The organism is Paenarthrobacter sp. NPDC090517 (assembly GCF_044769165.1).
In the GTDB taxonomy this organism is placed as follows: domain Bacteria; phylum Actinomycetota; class Actinomycetes; order Actinomycetales; family Micrococcaceae; genus Arthrobacter.
On the sequence record NZ_JBIVXN010000001.1, the window covers coordinates 844932 to 863541 of the forward strand.

Annotated in this window: 10 protein-coding genes; 2 read left to right on the forward strand and 8 right to left on the reverse strand. The window is 62.0% G+C overall.

All coding sequences use genetic code 11. The annotated features are described in order from the left end of the window. Positions 1 to 87: 87 nt before the first annotated feature. Entirely contained in the window at positions 88 to 3168 is a 3081-nt protein-coding gene (locus ACIQTW_RS03885; protein WP_402933881.1) for a UPF0182 family protein, read from the reverse strand. A gap of 41 nt (positions 3169 to 3209) precedes the next feature. After that, complete coding sequence (locus ACIQTW_RS03890; RefSeq protein ID WP_402933884.1) at positions 3210 to 4346, reverse strand: PDZ domain-containing protein; 1137 nt, start codon at positions 4344 to 4346, stop codon at positions 3210 to 3212. A 211-nt stretch (positions 4347 to 4557) separates the two neighbouring features. Here ACIQTW_RS03890 and ACIQTW_RS03895 point away from each other — a divergent pair, with 211 nt between their 5' ends. Further along, entirely contained in the window at positions 4558 to 6015 is a 1458-nt protein-coding gene (locus ACIQTW_RS03895) for a zinc-dependent metalloprotease (RefSeq protein ID WP_402933886.1), read from the forward strand. A 127-nt stretch (positions 6016 to 6142) separates the two neighbouring features. Here the strand turns inward: ACIQTW_RS03895 and ACIQTW_RS03900 are convergent, their stop codons facing one another. Genes ACIQTW_RS03900 through nudC form a run of 3 tightly spaced genes read right to left on the reverse strand, consistent with a single transcriptional unit; the run spans position 6143 to position 9899 of the window. Next, positions 6143 to 6781 carry a M48 family metallopeptidase gene (locus ACIQTW_RS03900; protein ID WP_402933889.1) on the reverse strand — a complete coding sequence of 213 codons (639 nt, stop codon included), beginning with the start codon at positions 6779 to 6781 and terminating at the stop codon, positions 6143 to 6145. After that, positions 6781 to 8913 (reverse strand): ATP-dependent DNA helicase UvrD2, encoded by a 2133-nt coding sequence (locus ACIQTW_RS03905; RefSeq protein WP_402933892.1) that lies wholly within the window; start codon positions 8911 to 8913, stop codon positions 6781 to 6783. Before ACIQTW_RS03905 ends, ACIQTW_RS03900 begins: the two co-directional genes overlap by 1 nt. After that, positions 8910 to 9899, reverse strand: coding sequence for an NAD(+) diphosphatase (gene nudC / locus ACIQTW_RS03910; protein WP_402933895.1), 990 nt, complete (start codon positions 9897 to 9899; stop codon positions 8910 to 8912). Before nudC ends, ACIQTW_RS03905 begins: the two co-directional genes overlap by 4 nt. A gap of 193 nt (positions 9900 to 10092) precedes the next feature. Here nudC and ACIQTW_RS03915 point away from each other — a divergent pair, with 193 nt between their 5' ends. Next, on the forward strand, positions 10093 to 11265 hold the full coding sequence (locus tag ACIQTW_RS03915; RefSeq protein ID WP_402933898.1) for a macrolide 2'-phosphotransferase: 1173 nt from the start codon (positions 10093 to 10095) through the stop codon (positions 11263 to 11265). A 39-nt stretch (positions 11266 to 11304) separates the two neighbouring features. Here ACIQTW_RS03915 and ACIQTW_RS03920 read toward each other — a convergent pair whose 3' ends face one another. Genes ACIQTW_RS03920 through ACIQTW_RS03930 form a run of 3 tightly spaced genes read right to left on the reverse strand, consistent with a single transcriptional unit; the run spans position 11305 to position 18595 of the window. Further along, entirely contained in the window at positions 11305 to 14832 is a 3528-nt protein-coding gene (locus tag ACIQTW_RS03920) for an ATP-dependent helicase (protein WP_402933900.1), read from the reverse strand. Next, positions 14829 to 18182, reverse strand: coding sequence for an ATP-dependent helicase (locus ACIQTW_RS03925; RefSeq protein WP_402933903.1), 3354 nt, complete (start codon positions 18180 to 18182; stop codon positions 14829 to 14831). Before ACIQTW_RS03925 ends, ACIQTW_RS03920 begins: the two co-directional genes overlap by 4 nt. Beyond that, positions 18179 to 18595 carry an MGMT family protein gene (locus ACIQTW_RS03930; RefSeq protein ID WP_402933906.1) on the reverse strand — a complete coding sequence of 139 codons (417 nt, stop codon included), beginning with the start codon at positions 18593 to 18595 and terminating at the stop codon, positions 18179 to 18181. Before ACIQTW_RS03930 ends, ACIQTW_RS03925 begins: the two co-directional genes overlap by 4 nt. Positions 18596 to 18610: the final 15 nt, after the last annotated feature.

An 18610-nucleotide genomic window follows, 5' to 3' on the forward strand; every position in this document is an offset into this window, starting at 1 on the left:
GGCGACGTGATGTGCGTCTCGCCAACTAAAAAGGCCGGTGCCCGCCCCCGGAAGGAAGCAGGCACCGGCCTTCAACCACCTACAGAACTAGCTGCTTGGTGAAGGAGACGGCGTAGCAGTGGGAGTAGCTCCCGGCGTCGCTGTTGGTGCCGGAGTGGCGTCCAAGCGGGCCTGGGCGTCGATCGCCTTCTTCAGTGCGTCAGACAACTTGGTCTGCTGCGCTCCGTAGCCGGCGAAGTCACCCTTAGCCAGAGCGGCCTGGCCATCCTGAATGGCCTTGTTGGCCTCATCCAGAGCTGCCTTGAGTTCGGCCTTGGCATCGGTGGGGCCAGCCGGCGGTGTAGTAGTGCCTGGAGGCGCCGTTGGCGTCTGGCCATTGTTTGCGACATCCCCGGCAGAAGCGCCGGAGTCTCCGCCGAACAACTGGTTCAGTGCCTCGTCAAGGGTGGGCGCGAAGCCGATCTTGTCACCGAAGGCAACCAGCACACGCTGCAATGTGGGGTACGACGTCTCACCTGTGGACTTCAGGTAGACGGGTTGCACGTAGAGCAGACCGCCGCCCACGGGAAGAGTCAACAGGTTACCGTTCAGCACATCTGATGCACCCTGACGCAGAAGGTTCAACGCCTGGGACACCGTGGGATCGGAGTTGAACTTGTTCTGCGCCTGGCCCGGACCCGGCACCTGGGTGTCGGTTGGCAGCTCAAGGAGCCGCAGCTTTCCGTAACTATCGGCCTTGACTCCTTTCTCGTTTCCGGCATCAGAGTCAGCTGCAAGGAATCCATACAAAATGTTCCTCGCACTGCCGTTGACAGTCTGCGGAATGAACGATGAGGTCAGCTGGAAGGCCGGCTTCTCCTGGTCAGGCATCTGGAGTGACATATAGAACGGAGGCTGCTTGACTGCCTCGGAAACGGTGGGATCGTTCGGAACGCTCCAAGCATCATTGTTCTGATAGAAGCTGTCCGGATCTGTCACGTGGTAACGGCCGAGAAGCTCACGCTGAACCTTGAAGAGGTCTTCGGGGTAGCGAACGTGGCTCATGAGGTCCCCGGACATTTCCGAGTACGGCTTGATAACTGTGGGGAAGACCTTCTGCCAAGCCTTCAGGATGGGGTCCTGATCATCCCATGCATAGAGATTCACCGAGCCGTCGTAGGCATCCACGGTTGCCTTGACCGAATTCCGGATGTAGTTCACCGAGCTGTTCGGCAAGGCTACTGTGCGCCCTGCGCTGGTTTGGGAATCGGCCGTGGCGTTCTGCAGTTGTTGAGGCTGGGAGTACGGGAAGTACTGGCTGGTGGTGTAACCATCAACAATCCACTTGACGCGGCCGTCCACCACTGCCGGGTAGGCGTTGCCGTCAACTGTCAGGTACGGGGCGAGCTTCTCAACGCGTTCTCGCGGATTGCGTTCGTAGAGAATCTGGGATTCCGCGTTCACGCCGTCCGAGAGCAGTAGGTCAGAAGACTGGAACTTGATGGAGTAGAGAATTCTGTTGAGCCAGTTGCCAACGTTCGGTCCACCGTTACCGCTGAAGGTGTACTGTGTTTCGCCGCCGCCTTCACGGCCCGCAGGCCGGTCCTGCTCGCGGTTGGGGGCACCATCCGGAGCTCCCACGATGGAGTATTCAGGTGAGTTCTCGCCGAAGTAAATCCGCGGCTCGTAAGAAGCATCGTTACCCAGAACGCCATTGGATGGAATGCCCGACTGCAGGAACTCCGGCTTGCCATCGGCCGTGAACTTGTTGCCCTTCGCTGCCACCACACCATAGCCATGGGTGTAAACGATGTGCCTGTTAACCCACGTCTGCTGGTTGGCGCTCAGGCCGTCCGGGTTCAGTTCACGAACCGCGATCACGGTGTCCTGGACTTTGCCGTCAACCATGTAGCGGTCAACATTCAGGGTTTGCGGGAACTGGTAATACGGGCGGTACTGCTCAAGCTGAGCAAACGCCGAGGAAATCAGGTTCGGGTCAAGGAGGCGAATATTGGCAGTAGTCTGCGCGTCCGCTGCCAAGGCACCGGTAGTCGCCGTGGTAGTGGCGTTGTAGGCCGACACATTGATCTTATCCAGACCGTATGCAGCCCGGGTCATCTTGATATTTCGATCAATGAACTCCTTTTCCAAGGTGTTCTCCGACGGACGAACCTGGAACTGCTGAATAACCCACGGATAAACACCGCCGGCCAGAATGGCCGTGATAACCAACATCGCCGTACCAATCACCGGAAGGCGCCAGCGACCAATGATCGCGGCAATGATGAACAGGATGGCAACGAGGCCCGCGGCCACCGCAAGGATCGCCTTGGTGGGTACAACGGCGTTAACATCCGTGTAAAGGGCGCCGGCCCAACGGCCCGAGTTGCTCTGGACAGTTGTGTATCTGTCCAGCCAGAAGTTAATCCCCAGCAGGACCAGGAAAAGAGCGCCGGTGACGGCAATATGGATCTGCGCTGCCCGACTCGTAAAGATACCGCGTTCCATGAGACGGATGCTGCCGTAGAGGTAGTGCGTCAGGATGCCTGCAATACCGGCAACAACGGCGATGCTGATCAGGAAGCCGGTGACGAAACCGAGGAACGGCAGCGTCATCAGGTAGAAGCTGATATCCATGTTGAACAACGGGTCGCTCTGTCCGAACGGCTCCTGGTTGAAGAACAACAGGGCCTTTTGCCACTGGCTGGCTGCCGCACTGCCGGCAAAGAGCCCGAACAGGATGGGCAGGCCGATCATGACAACCCGGCGGACAGGCTCAAGCTGTGCCTGGTAACGGTTGAGGTTGTCCCGCGCCTCAGCATCCGGAGCGTAGACGGGCCGGGAGCGGTAGGCGATCCTGATGGCGAAGAAGACAGCGGCAAACATCATCGCGAAACCTATGAGGAACGTAATGATCCTGGCGAGGTTTTCGCGGATATAAACTTCGAAAAAGCCAAGCTGCTGGTACCACAGGACGTCAGTCCACACATTGGCGAAGAAAATGAATCCTACGACGGCCACTGCCACGACAATGAGTGTCGGCGTCAGGGCACCTCGTCTCAGCGGTGATCTTCCGGGCGGGTTGGAGCTGGCGGGACGGGACAAACTCTGTACCTCATTGGTGTCAGTGAACAGTCGGTGTGCGCGTGTTGACTTTCCCTGCCGCTGGGATGTGGCAGGGGCCGTCATCTATGCCACGAGTGGCGGTGAAGCTAAGTTCCACCGTCAGTCTAGTTGTTTGTGCAGGTGGGAAGGCTCCCCGTGTCCTGACCGGATCCGAGCCGCTCTACGGCAGAGGTGGCGTCGGCCAGAGTTTCCACTTTGACAACCTGAAGCCCGTCCGGAACGTGGCCCACGACGTCGGCACAGTTGGATGCCGGCGCCAGGAACATGGTGGCACCCTGGTGACGGGCGCCGATCATCTTTTGGGCAATGCCCCCGATGGGGCCCACGGCGCCATCGGCGGTGATCGTGCCCGTACCCGCAACGTGTTTGCCGCCAGTGAGGTCCCCCGGCGTGAGATTGTCCACTATCCCCAAGGCAAACATCATTCCTGCGCTGGGTCCGCCAACATTGTCCAAGGAAATGCTGACGTCGAACGGAAACGTGAAATCGCTAGCCAACAGCACACCCAGAACGTAACGATCCGCCTGGTTCTTGGTGGGGGTTATCGTTTCGGATACCGAGGTGCCGTTCCTGTCCAGGCCGACGACGACCGGGGCACCTGCGCCAGCGGCCAGTTCGGATTGGACCACGCTCATGGACGTGATTGCCTTGCCGTTGATAGAGGCCAGCCGGTCACCTTCCTGGATCTTCCCGGCGGATGGCGAAGGGTCTGACAGACCTGCGACGTTGAGACGCTGCTCAAAGGGGATCTCGAGCTCTCGCAAGGCTGCGGCCACCGCGTTCTCCTGCGATGTTTCCATGGCAATCTCGCCTTGTTGCACTGTCTGCTCGGCGGTGGTGCCCTTGGGATAGATGAGCTCTTCGGGATAAATGGCCCTGGAGGGATCCAACCAGGCGCGGAAGACATCAAAGATGGTGGCCGGACTCTTAGGACCGCCGGTCATGACCACGGTGGTCAGGTCAAGGTTGCCGTTCGCTGGAAATGACTCACGGCCGGAAATGCTGATGACAGGCTTGTCGCCGTCCTTGCCCAGGGTGTTGAAGGTAGGACCCGCTGACTCTATGACATAGGGAACCGGCAACGCTGCCGCCCCGATGCCGAGGCCGAGTGCGAGGAGACCCGAGACCACCATGATCATGTAGCGACCGTCACGGGGCGGCGCCGGCGGCGTGGAGGTGGAATCGGCGTCGGGCGTTTGACGCGGGTCCAATGAGCCCTCGGGGCTGGGCGAAGTAAGCATTGAGGCCTCTCTATGCCGGCATTTGCGTGACCGGATCCATGGCTCCTGCCGCCGAAGGCGGCGGCGGCACATACCAAACATCAACACTACGCGGTCTGACGTTGCAGGACTGCTTTGCCTACAGCGAACGGCACCGCCTCCGGGCAGACAGCCTTCCGGCCGCGCGGTACGGTGAAAGAGATCACCAGCCAGTTCGACGATCGGCGGCACCATGACTTCCAACCCCAACAATCCGTCCAACGACGACGAAACCCCCAAGGATCCGCTGGCAGAAATGCTCCAGAACCTGATGGGCGGCCAGGACATGGGCAACATCGATCCCGCTGAGCTGGCCAAGGCAGCAGGCCTACCCAACGATCCGCAGCTCCTTCAGCAAATGTTCGCGCAGGTACAGGCGATGATGAGTTCTACCTCTGAAGGTCCCGTGAATTGGCAGCTCGCCCACGAGAATGCACGGCGTGTCGCCGCTGCCGGCAGCGATCCCTCGGTCAATGCCCAACAGGCCAAGGAGATCGACGAAGCCCTCAGGCTCGCAGAACTCTGGCTGGACCCGGTTACTGATCTCTCGGCAACAGGCCTGATTGGTAGGGCATGGTCTAGGGCCGAATGGGTTGAAGCGACCCTGGGGACGTGGAAGCGCCTGACTGAGCCCGTGGCCAACAGCATCGCCAATGCCTTGTCCAACGCCCTCACCCAGCAAATGCCCGAAGAAATGAAGTCCATGATGGGCGGTGCCTCGTCCATGCTGCAGAACATGGGCGGAGCGATCTTCGGCATGCAACTGGGACAGGCAATCGGCGCACTCTCAGCCGAGGTTGTCAGCTCCACCGACATCGGTGTCCCCCTGGCAGACCTGGAAATGGCACTGCTGCCGGCAAACGTAGCCAAGTTCGGGGAAGGCCTGAGCCTCCCCGAGAACGACGTTCGGCTCTTCCTTGCCGTCCGTGAAGCCGCCCACGCGCGGCTGTTTGTCCAGGTCCCGTGGTTGCGTGGCCACCTCCTCGGAGCTATCGAGGCATATGCCCGCGGCATTCACATTGACATGTCGCGCATTGAAGACCTCGCCCGCGACCTCGACCCAAGCAACCCCGAGGGTATCCAGGAAGCATTGTCGCAGGGAGTCTTCACACCGGAACGCACGCCGGTCCAGACGGCCGCGTTGGAGAAGCTCGAAACGGCTCTCGCCTTGGTGGAGGGCTGGGTAGACGAGCTCACCGCCGAAGCAACCGACAAGATGCTGCCATCAGCCACCGCACTGCGCGAAACCGTGCGTCGTCGTCGTGCCACAGGCGGACCGGCCGAGCACGCGTTCTCGTCCCTCGTCGGCCTGGAACTTCGTCCCCGCAGGCTCCGGGAAGCAGCAACACTGTGGGCAACCCTGAAGGAAGAAAGGGGCATCGCCGGACGCGACGCGATCTGGCACCACCCGGATCTCTTGCCCACCGGTGAGGACCTCGACGATCCCAAGGGCTTCTCCGAACGTCGGCGCCTGGCCGAAGCAAGTGACAGCGAAGTTGATGACGCCCTGCAGAAGCTCCTGAGCGGCGGCTACGACTCCACCAAGGCCGATGAAGCTGAAGCCTTAGATTCCAAGGAAGACTCAGCGGAGGACAATTCCGGTGACGAAGCGGCAACGGACGACACCGACCCCGAGGCACCGAGCAAGTAAGCGGGCCTAGTCTGAAACACAGCGCAACGGCCGCCATCTCGATGGCGGCCGTTGCGCTATTTAGTACAAGTGCAGTTAGGGACAGCTGCGGCTAAGAGAAGCTGCGCGGTTAAGAGAAGCTGTGCGACTAGCTTTGACGTCCTTCCTCAGTCGGGTCCACAGCCGAATCGCCTGGATCCTCGGGGCTTGAATCTGCCGGTAGTCCCCGGGACGTAGCAAAGGCGACACCTTCCAGGAAGGCCTTTGCCCGCTGCGTCTCGGGGTACCCCTCGACCAATTTCCAGAATTCGGCATTGTGCCCCGCCACCAGCAGGTGTGCGAGCTCGTGAACCAGGACGTAGTCAATCACCCATTGAGGCATGGTCTGAAGCTTGTTGGACAGCCGGATAGTGCCATCCGCAGGAGTTGCCGATCCCCACCGGGAGTTCTGGTTGGCTACCCAGCGGACCGACGTCGGGACCGCCCGCCCCCCGAGGTACGTTTTTGAAAGGTGCTCGGCATGCTTGGCTAGGGCTTGGTCCGTGGCAGGACGACGCCTGCCAGCACCCGTTTGCCGCTCCCCCTGCTTCTTCAGCTTAACCAGCATCCGCCGGACCCACTCCTGTTCCTGGGACTTGGTGAAGCTGGCAGGAATGGCCACCACGGCGTTTCCGTCTTCCCAGAAAGCGGCGACGGTTCGCCGCCGTCTGGCTGATCTCCGCACCACAACGGGAGCGCCGTCGTCGGTGATGTGCGGGATGCCGGTGTCGGAGGAAGATCGGGTCATCAGAGTTCACTGCTCTCAGCGAGCACTGCCAGTACAGCTTCGCCGTAGCGTTCGAGCTTGGATGGGCCGATTCCCGCCAGACCGGCCAGTTCCTCAAGCGATGAAGGCTTAGCCTCCGCGATGGCCGTCAGCGTAGCGTCCGTGAAGACTACATACGCCGGGACGTCGGCCGATTGGGCCTCGTCCCTGCGCCACTGCCTTAACGCATCGAAGGTCTGTTCCTCGTAGGTGGGCGGGCACTGGTTGCAACGTCCCACCTTCCGTTCGGCTCCACTTGCGAGCATGCTTCCGCATACCTTGCACGACGCCGGGGCGGCAGCTTTGCGCCGCGTGGGACCTGTCTTGCTGCGCGCGTTAGCGGAAGCCACGGAATTGGGGCGAAGTCCGTCAAGGAATCGTGAGGGCTTGCGGTTGGCCCGGCCACCCGGTGTTCGGGCTGTGGACCAGGAAAGATTCAGGTGCTCCCTTGCCCGGGTGATTCCGACATAAAGCAGCCTGCGTTCTTCGTCCACGTCCTCGGGGGTATCTGCGAACGAAATGGGCATCAGGCCCTCGCTGAGACCCACCAGGAACACGGCATCCCATTCCAAGCCCTTGGCGGCGTGGAGGGAAGCAAGAGTGACACCTTGAACAGTAGGTGCGTGTTGCGCGACCGAGCGCTCTTGAAGCTCGTTGACGAATTCAGCCAAGGTGAAGGACTCCCCGCGGCTTGCAGCAAGCTCATCCGCCAAGGCGACAAGGGCTGCCAAGGATTCCCAACGCTCACGCAGTGCTCCCCCGTTGTGGGGGGCGGCCTCCGTATAACCAAGTGAGGCAACGATGTCCCGCACGATCTGGCCCAGGGATTCCTGGGGACCCTCCGCCACGGCGCGGGTTGCCGCGCGCAACTGGAGGATCGCATCGCGGACTTCCTTGCGTGCGAAGAACCGCTCGCCGCCACGGAGCTGGTAGCCAATCCCGGCAGAGGCCAGGGCTTGCTCGTACGCTTCAGATTGGCCGTTGGTGCGGAACAGAATGGCGATCTCACTGGCTCTGACACCACTGTTGAGCAGCTCCTGAATTCTGCCTGCCACCACAGCTGCCTCGGCTTCGTCGTCCGGGCACTCCATGAACCGCGGTTCCGGACCAGAGGGCCGCTGGGCGACGAGCTTGAGGGGCGAAGCCCACGCGGCATCTGCCACCGGGCCACCGCTTCGGCGGGAGCCTAAGAGGTCGTTGGCCAACTTCACCACTTGTGGGGTTGACCTATAGTCACGAATGAGCTTGACGACGGTCGCTCCTGGGAATTGAGCTTTGAACTCCAGAAGATGTTTGGGTGAGGCTCCGGTAAAGGAGTAGATGGTTTGGCTTGCATCGCCCACCACGCACAACTCGTTCCTGCCGCCGAGCCACAAATCCAAAAGCCGCTGTTGCAGGGGTGAAACGTCCTGGTACTCGTCCACCACGAAATGGCGGTATTGCTCGCGGACTGTTGCCGCCACTTTGGGGTCCTCCTGGAGGATCCCCACAGTGATGAGCAGCACGTCTTCGAAATCGATGACGTTGCGGTCTGTTTTGATGTCCTCATAGGCTTGGAACACCCGGGAGACCGCCGTGAGGTCGAACCCCCCGGGAGTTCCACGACCTTGTGCATTCTCCAGGTAGTTAGCGGGCGTCAGCATGGACACCTTGGCCCACTCAATCTCGGCTGCCAGGTCCCTGATGGATGCACGGTCAGTGCTGAGGCGAAGCCTGCGGGAGGCCTCGGCGATCATGTTGGCTTTGTGGTCCAGCAGATTGGGCAACGTACCGCCAATTGCCTGGGGCCAAAAGAACTGCAATTGCCTCAAGGCGGCCGCGTGGAAGGTGCGGGCCTGAACGTTGGCGACGCCAAGGTCCCGAAGCCTGCTGCGCATCTCAGCTGCGGCCCGGGCAGTAAAAGTCACGGCCAGCAGCCTCTGGGGACTGTATACCCCTGAGTGAACGCCGTAAGCAATGCGATGGGTGATGGCGCGTGTCTTTCCCGTGCCTGCCCCTGCGAGGACGCACATGGGACCCGCCAAGGTACTGGCTACTTCCCGCTGTTCTTCGTCCAGCCCACCGAGGATGCGCTCCTCAAGTGAGCCACCGCCGTCGAAAATCCCTTCAGTCACGGCTGCAGGTCTTCGATGACGCCGCCATACCAATGCTCGATCAATGAACGTGCGATGGACAGGCGCGTTGAGATGGTGATTTCACCGCTCAACACCGCTTCCTGCAGCTCCTCACGGCTGAACCACCGTGCCCGGGTGACCTCTACGCCGTCGGGCCGGGCTACGGTGTCGTCTGTCCTTGCCGTGAATCCCAACATCAGGGAAGCGGGGAACGGCCAAGACTGCGAACCGAGATACTGGCAGGCCGTCACGCGGACACCAACTTCTTCCCCGATTTCCCGCACGACAGCCTGCTCCAGCGATTCACCGGGCTCAACGAATCCTGCCAGCGTGGAGTAATTTTTGGCGTCGACGGGCCCTCCGCCGCCGAGCAGGAGCCGACCATCCGGGCCAACCACCGTGACAATGATCGCGGGGTCCGTCCGCGGGTAATGCTCTGAGTTGTCCTTGGGACAACGCCTGACCCAGCCGCCGGCCTCGATGTCCGTGGGCGTGCCGCACTGCGGGCAATGTGTGTGGGTTGCATGCCAGTTGGAGATTGCGCTGGCCTCGATGAACAAGGCGGTGTCCTTGGCGTCAAGGCGCGCCGCGACATCCCGAAAACCTGCCCACGAAGCATCCAACGGAACCGTGGCGGTGCCGGGCGCTGGCGGTTCAGACACTGTGAACAGCACAACGGACGTACCCTCCGGCAAGGAGGACGATGTCAACGTGCTGCCCAAGTAGATGGCAGCAACAGCGCCGGCCTCCGACCCATTGAGAGCGTTCCAGAGCGGCGCAGCGTCTCCGAACCACAGGCCGTCAGCAGTCACCAACGCTTTGCGCTGCGAAATAACCATGGCCTTGGCGGTGCCGGAGGCGATGAGATCCTCAATCATGCCCGGCTTCATACGCACGCCCGAGCCGCGATCCACCATGGCAGGACGGACGGGAAGAACAGTCTCCATCAGGTGATTGGCAAGCGCCGAGGACTCCGTTTGACTCATGTATCTACCGTACTGACTAGCACCGACAAAGAACATTTGGAAAGGTCCCCTGTTGTGGACACCACCCCATAGGATGCCCTCTTGCGCACTTAAGCCATGTTTTGCTCCACATTTCCGGCGCATTTGCTGCGGATCTGAAGACTCGCCGCACTGCATCATGGCCACGGGCCGCACTCAATCTACCGTTGAGAACGTGAGAAGAACACCGCTCGAACTGGCCGCCGTAGCAACAGCGGCGGTGCCCGGCCTGTCGCCAACGGCCGCAGCCTTTTCCCCCGACGACGACGCCGACTTCGACTCGGCGTTGCTGCTGGACGCGGAAGGCAAACGCTGGCGAGTCCGTTCACCGCGCCATCCGGAAGCCAGCACCCGGCTGGAAACCGAGTTTATGGTCCTGCGGGCCTTCGCGCCCGCCATCCGCGCTGAACTGCCTTTTCATGTGCCCACCATTGCCGGCACGGTGAGGCAAGGTGCATTGACGACGTTCGTGTACGCCCATCTGCAAGGCTCCATGCTCTCCATCGACGAACTGTCGGCCGGAAGTCCCGCCTTGGCCAAGGAAGTCGGCGCAGCCCTGGCAGCCATTCATGACTTGCCACTGACCCTGGTCACCAATGCGGACCTGCCCAGTTACTCAGCCAATGAGTTCCGGCAACGCAAACTCAATGAACTGGACCAAGCGGCAACCACCGGGAAGATTCCGGCCACCCTGCTGCGTCGTTGGGAGCACGCCCTCGAAGACGTTGCCCTATGGCGTTTCAATCCCTCAGTGGTCCACGGCGACCTTCATGAAGACAACCTGATGGTGCAGGATGACACGGTGACCGCCCTGACGGGTTGGACCGATCTCCGGATCGGTGATCCTGCAGACGACTTCGCCTGGTTGGTGGCATCCAATGAAGCCTCGTTTGTTGAGGCCGTTTTGAGCCACTACACCCAAGCACGCCGCGAGATTCCAGACACACACCTTCTGCGTCGGGCCGCACTGCTGGCCGAGTTCGCCCTTGCCCAATATCTGGTCAAGGCAATGGCGGCAGGGCACCAGAGCATGACGGCAGAAGCAGAGTCCATGCTCCAGGCACTTGCCGATGACATCGACGAGCAAGTGCGTCGCGACGAAGAAGCTGCCCAAGCCGCTGAGGACGAGGCCGCCGGGAACGAAGCTGCTCAGCACGAGGCCGCTCAGCTGAGAGCAACGGATTCACGGGCCGACAAGCCTGCAGTCAGTGTGGCGGCGATTCCCGACGCCGAAGATTCAGAGAGCTCCGAAGAAAGCGGCCCCGGCACGACATCACACGACGACACTTCCACTGCCGCTATCAGTGTTGTCAGCGTCACGCCGCTTCACGCGGCCGAACGTTCCTAGAACCCGGAACCCAGCTCCTTCCCGGGTTCCAGGGCGTCCCTACAGATCCCCGCTGTTCTTCAACGCCTTCGCCACTATCAGCTCCAGTTCCTCGGCGCTGCCAAGATCGTGCGGACGCACAACGGCGTCGTCGGCCACATAGTAGAACGCGGCACTGACGTCCTCCAGGGGTACACCCTTTAGTCGCGCCCAAGCCAGCCTGTAAACGGCCAGCTGCACCGCCCGGGTCGCCAGCTGCCGACCTGCGGGACGTCGCCCGGTTTTCCAGTCTATGAGTTGCCAGCTGCCGTCAGCATCACGGAACACGGCGTCGATGCGCCCTCGGACCACGACGTCGCCAATCCGCGTTTCCACAGGTACTTCGACGAAAGCCGGGGCGCGCTGGGCCCACTCAGACTGCTTGAAGGCCGCCACCATGTCATCCAAGCCGTAGGCCTCGTCGATATGGGAATCCGAGCCCGGCGCTTCATCAAGGTCCAGCATGCCGGTTGTGCCAAAGTACTCCTCGACCCATGCATGGAATGCCGTACCTTTGCGCGCTGAGATACCCGGTTCGCGGGGAACGGGCCTGCGCAGCTGGGACAGGACAGCGGCAGGGTCAGCGCCCAGGTCAACGAAGAGGGAGGCAGATACGTGGCTGGGCAGGTGGACGTCCTGGATGGTCTTGAGTTGCCGTTGGCGATCCAGCAGTAGTTCGGCCTCCTGGGACCATTTCCCCGCGGCACCGATCAATTCATCTGAAGGGGCCGGGCAGGGTTCCTCGATATATCCACGGACCATGGCGGCGGCGCGATCCATTGCAAGCCGCCTGCCCGGAGTCAGCCTCAGCCGGGCGCCGTTCCGTGGGTCTGACGGCCCTTCCAAGGGGTCATAGGGAAATTGGGCAACCTCGAGCAGTACGGTCAAGGGGCTTTCCTGAGGCAAGGCCTCTTCGGCCACCGATTCCGCATGGACCACCGCACTGACGGCGGACTGTGCACTGTCGACCGACTGCGGCTGGCCGGCGTCACTGTCCTCTCCAGCAACTCCGGCAAGCGGCGCCAGTTCGGAGAGGAAGGCCGACATGCCGGCCATCCCCGATCGAGAGCCATTCCAGGCAGCGCTGGAAGCCCACAGGACGAACTTCGCCCGTGTGTAAGCGACGTAGGCTAGCCTCCTCTCTTCGGCCTCACCGTGATGCTGGACCTCGGATTTGAAGTCCTTCTCGGCGTCCAACCATCCCTTTTGGTCAGGCTGATCGAGATCCCACTGGGGAAGGTCGGCGCGATCGCCCCGCAAGGGCCACGGCAAAGCCGCGGCGCCGGTGCTCCATCTCGAATCCCTGTTGCTGGGGAACGAACCAGCGTTAAGGCCCGGGACAAAAACAACGTCCCATTCCAAGCCTTTCGAAGCGTGGACGGTCAGCAATTGCACCGCTTCCCGATTCGCCTCGACGGGGGCTACATCCAAGCCCCCTTCCTCCGAGGCCGCAGCCTCCAGCCACGACAAGAAAGCCAGCAGGTCAATGCGCTGCGACGTCTGCAGGAAACCGGCCGCCGCATCCTGGAAAGCATCCAGGTTGCGGCGCGCCTGATGGATGCTGATTCCAGGCTTGGCCGCCACTTCGATATCCAGGAGCATCGCACGTTCCACTTCGCCAAGGAGTGTGGTGAGGTCGTCGCCGATGTAGCTCCTCAGCGAGCGCAGCTCCGAAGCAAGGTGGGTCAGCCGATTCAGGGCAGTAGCGCTCAGGCTCCTCCCATGACCGGACGTCCAGCCTGGACGAGGAAGGAAGTCAAGGGCCTCCACGAGGCTTGCGGCATCTGTGATATCGCTTTCAATTACGGTCCCCGACGGTTCTTCGTTGTCATCAAAGGATTCCGACTGGGTTTCCGGAGCCGACCGCCGGCGAGCCAGGAAGCGGGACCAGTCGCTGAAGGCCATCAAGTCCGCCGGACCAATCCTCCACCGCGCCCCGGCCAACAACCTCATCAGGGCATCGGAACGTCCTGGATCGGCCAGGACGCGCAAGGTCGCCACCAGATCCACGATCTCCGGCGTGTCCAGCAGGCCGCCAAGTCCCACAATCTCGTAGGGAATCCCCTGGAGCTCGAACTCGCGGCGGAGGCACTCCATCTGCGCCCGCCGGCGGCAGAGAACCGCCATGGTGGGTTTGACCGGAGTGCCATCCTTCTCTTCTTCGAAAACAGTCAGTTGGAAGCGACGGACATCGCGGGCTATCACTGCGGCTTCGTCTTCATCCGTGCCGAAGCGACCGATCACCACACTTCCATCCACCGCACCCGGGCTTGGAACCAACGCGGGGACTGAGACATTACTGGCCGTTTCCCTCTCCCCAGCCGGACCGTCCAGTGCCGCCGACCTGTTTAAGGGCGCTGCGATGGTGTTGGCGGCCCGGAGGATGTTCCTGCCGTTCCGCCAGGCGGTGGTCAGATAGGAGGTAGGGGCAACGGAATAGGATTCGGCGTGGCCGGACAGGTCCGTCTGGAGGACAGGAAACTCCTGCACAAAATGGAAGAGCTGGCCCGCGGAAGCGCCTCGGAAGCCGTATATCGATTGGTTGGGGTCGCCCACCGCAGTAACTGCGTGGCCTTGACCGAAGAGACGGGAGAACAGAACAAGCTGTGCGTGGGAGGTGTCCTGGAATTCATCCAGGAGTACCACTTTGTACCGGGCGCGTTCAGTGGTGGCAGCGAGCGGAATATCGCTCGCAATTCGGGCTGCGAGCGCCACGAGGTCGCCAAAATCAAGGACACCGCGCTGACGCTTCGCTTCCTGGTAGCGGACCACCATGTCGGCAACGCTGGCGCGTGTCCTGAGCATGGCCGCAAGTTCTCCTGCGGCCTGCGTTGGATTCTTTTTGGCGCCCGCTACGTAGGGAAGCTGCTCAAAGGCGTGAACGCGTTCCAGAACCCATTCCCGTACTTCCCCGGGATCCTGAAGGTGCTCTGCACACTCCCCGGCCAGCTGTATGACGGCATTGACGAGCGTGGACTTGGCGGCAGTGAAGTGCTCGTAGTCGCCGTCATATGCTTCCACAACTTCGCTGGCCAGCTGCCAGGACTGTGCACCTCCCAACAAGACGACGTCCCGCTCGATGCCCAACCGCAGGCCGTAGTCAGACACGATGCCGCTTGCATAGGAGTGGTAGGTAGACACTTTGGGCTCGAGGTCGTCTGCGCCGAGAAGTCCCTCCGGGAAACCCAGGCTGCCGTCGTCCGCCGACGCTATCCGCTGGAGGGTGGCCAGTTTGGACCGTATCCGGCTCGCCAATTCGCCGGCAGCCTTTCGGGTGAACGTCACGCCGAGGACTTCTTCAGGGCGCACCCATCCGTTGGCCACCAGCCACACCACGCGGTCCGCCATGGTGGCCGTCTTACCTGAACCTGCCCCGGCTATCACCAAGCGGGGAGAGAGAGGCGAGGCAATGATGGCGGCCTGCTCAGGCGTAGGGTGGTTCTTCTCACCAAGGATGTTGGCCAGCTCAGAAGGAGAGAACCTGGGCTCGGGAACTGCCTCCACGCCCAGGGTGCTGGAGGCATGGCCATCCAGGAGCTCGGTTGTCATTCGGTGACCTGCTTTCCTCTGGCGCACAACGGGCAAACGTCCGGTAGACGGCATCCATGGCCGCCATGCCCTCCCTTACCGGGGTCGTGCCGTGCTTCGAACGTCGCACCGGCCATCAGCGCTGCCGCCTCATTCACCAGCCCCTCGGCCCAGTTGTCCGCGGGATCCAACGCATCCTGCTGCTGTACCGCAGGGCTCTTGGTCTTGGTCCCGAGTTGGGCCAGCACGGCTCCGCCGGGGACAGAGCCGTTCGTAGACGCCGCAAGGGAACCGACGTCTGGCGTTTCGTCTCCGGCTCCGGCGTCCCGGAAGGCGCCTTTGAGGACAGCGGCCTGGTAGGCACCCAGTTGTGGGTGCATGGCAACCTCGGCTTTGCCGGGTTGGCGCTTACCGGTCTTGAGGTCCACGATTACAAGCCGGCCTTCCGAATCTATCTCCAGGCGATCCACCTGACCGCGTAGTACCGCATGGCGCGTGGTTTCCTCTTCAGGAGCATGAGGAGCACTGACACCGCCGGCATCCACGTTCACATCAGGCAGTTGAACTTCAAAGTCGTGCTCCACTGCCAGCAAGCTTCTTCCATCGGCGCGCATGATGAGCACGTACTGGGCCAACTTCCGGACCATCAGTTCTGCCCGCTGGAAATCGAGCTTCCCTTCCCAGTTGTCCTTCATGCCCAAAGTGGGCCAGCGGCGTACGAGCTCAGCCACGTACTCGGCTCCTGAAGCATCGGGGAGCTCCTGGGCGATGCTATGGACCAAGGTGCCAAGGCTGCGTGCGAAGTCGGTGGCAGCCTCCCCTCCGGCTGCTTGGACGAACCAGTCCAACGGCGACTTATGTACGGCCTCCACTTTGGAAGGCGAGACGGAGACGGTACCGCCCGGTGGCACCACGGCTTCCTGGGAGCTCAGCGCCGCCAAACCCCACCATGTGTCCGGGTGTGCACCCGGAACGGGTGGGTCCGTGCTGGCGAGCCTGGCCAATATCCGGGCGGCCTCTTCCGCGCTGCGGGCGCCACCGCTACCGGCGTCTTCCGCCTGAACGTGCTGCCGTAGTTCCGCAACCAGTGCCCTCAACGTCATGGGTCGGTCAACAGGGGTGTAATCACGCTTGTACTCACCGGTCTCCAGGGGAACCACGTAGTCCAGAAAAGCCGAGGGTTGCTCATCCTCAGAAGACACCGCGGTGCAGATCAATACTTCACGGGCCCGGGATACGGCGGTTGAAAAACTCCTGAGTTCGTCGTAACGAATGTCCCGGAGCCTGCTCAGGGGCCCACGCCGAAGGGCGTAGTCCACTCCATGCTCCACTGCGTCGGCATAGACAGTGCTGCCCAGTAACTCACCACGTAACCGGGTGTTGGGCCATACGCCTTCCTGGAGCCCCGCGACGATCACCACCGGCCATTCCCGCCCAGCCGCGCTTGCTGGAGTCATGATCTCCACGCAGGCCTCCAGCTGTGCTCGTGCAGCAAGCGTGTCCATTGGAAGCTCCTGGTTCAACAAGTAGTCCAGGAACTGTTCGGGACCGGAACCGGGCAGTTGGTCCACGAAGCGTTCCGCCGTATGGAACAGCGCCATCATCGCGTCAAGGTCCCGATCGGCACGCGCCCCCGCGTTGCCTCCTTCAAGTGCCATTTCTGCCCAGCGGGAAGACAGGCCGGTAGCGTGCCACAAAGCCCACAGGACAGATTCCGCGTTGGCACCGGGTTCCGCAGCCGCCGCGGTACCGGCTGCGATCATACGGGCGAGCCTACGGGCAGAACTGCCTTCAATGCCCAGCGATGCCAGAGCCCCGGGCTGAAGCAGGGCCTCGATCAGCAAAGCGTCACTGGAGCGGCCACCACCTCCCAGTAGTTCCTCGCGGCGCAGGGACTGGCGCAGCCTGCGCAGTTCAACGGCCGTGGCTCCGCCGATGCGGGAGGTTAGGAGGGAAACGGCAGTTTCCGGCGTCAGCTTTGCCGGGTCCAGCACAATGGCAAAGGCCTCAAGCAGCGGACGCACCGCAACCTCATCGCGGACAGCCGAGTCTGCCACTGGAACACGTACCGGTATTCCTTGGCCGCTCAGGTAACGCTGTAACTGGGAAATTTGACCGCCGTTCCGGACGATCACCGCGATGTCGCTGAACTCCCGCGACTCCCGTAGTTGAGCTTCGAGGATGCGTTGTGCAACATATCTCAACTCGTGGACCGCTGACGGCAGCACATGGCCCTCCACCCGACCATCCCGGGCAGATGCGGAATGCATGCCCTGCGGATATTGTGGTTGTTCCATTTGCCTTGCCAACTGGCCACCCGAGCGCTGCGAGATGTGGCTCGCGACCCGGATCCACGCCTCAGCTACCTCGGGCACGTGCCTGTGGGTAATCGACAGTGGGCGTTCGAGAACCTTTTGCTGTGAGCCGCCCAGCAGTGTCGGCAACTCTGACACCAGGTCCGGGCGTGCACCGCGGAAGCCTTGCACGACGGTATCCGGTGAGTAGGTGACCACGACGTCTTTGCCCTCGCCGATGTCGGCAAGGAGCTCGAACACGGCAGGATTCGATTCCTGGGCGTCGTCCACGAGGATGAGTTGGAGTCGTTCCCGCTCGGCAGCCAGAAAGGCCGGCGAGTCTTGGAAGATCTGTCGCGCTGTGGTGATGATGCCAGCAGGGTCAAAGGCCTCAGGCATGCGGAGGTCCAAGACATCCCGGTACTCGCTGTACAGTTCGGCGGCCGCCATCCAATCAGGCCGTCCGCATTCGTAAGCCAGCCCAACCAGGTCCTCTGCGGTACGCCCCGATTCGATGATGCGGTCGAACAACTGCCGGATCTCGTGACGGAAGCCGCGGGTAGGAAGTGCCGCTGCGAGATCCTCCGGCCAAGGCAGCTGGGATCCCGGACGGGAGTGGCCTTCCAGCAACTCCTTGATGATGAGGTCCTGCTCCGGGCCCGACAGAAGCTTCGGCGGCCGTGTCAGAGGCAATATTCCTTCCGCCTTTGCCCGCCGGATAACGTCGAAGGCGTAGGAAGCCCAGGTACGTGCCGGCGTCGTACTGAGACTGCGGTCCAGCCGTCCTGTGAAGGTGTCACGCAAGGCTGCAGCGGCGTGGCGCCCGGGAGCAAGAACGAGGACCTGTTCCGGGTCCAAGCCGTCCTCACGGACGCGGCGGACGGCGGATTCCACCAACACTGTTGATTTACCCGTTCCCGGCCCCCCGGGCACGAGGACAGGGCCGCTCCCCTGGGTGAGGGAAACGACTGCGCTCTGGTCCGGAGACAAGACAGGAGCCGCGTAGTGGGTCTCACGCGGCGGGAGCAGGCGGAGGGCTGCCGGTGCTTGGCGGGTTTTGGCAGGAGTCGCGGTCACACAGTCATTTCATCATCGGGCACCGACAATTTATGGAGTTGACGCTCCAACTGGTCCGAGATCACATCCAGTTGGTCGAAGTCGGAGTCGGTAGGCGTCCATCGGGCCGCAGTCAGGTCGACGCGCCAACGGCCTTCGCCCGTCCTCAGGAAGGCCTCGTATGCGCCATGCAGCGGGGTAGCTTCCTCCAAGTAGTGCTGCAGGGCGGCAACTTCGTGACCTGGAGGCGCTTCCCCGCTGGCCCGAAGGACCCGCCACCAGGCGACCGAACTGCCATAACGGCTCATCACTGCGCCGACCTGCCGCGGCCCACCGGCTCCCAAAAGCTCTGCGACGTCACCGTAGGAAACCGCCGAACCCGATGGAACAAGGTCCACAACGGCCAGGACCGCCGTCACATACTCCATCCGCATGTGTTCAGCGTAACG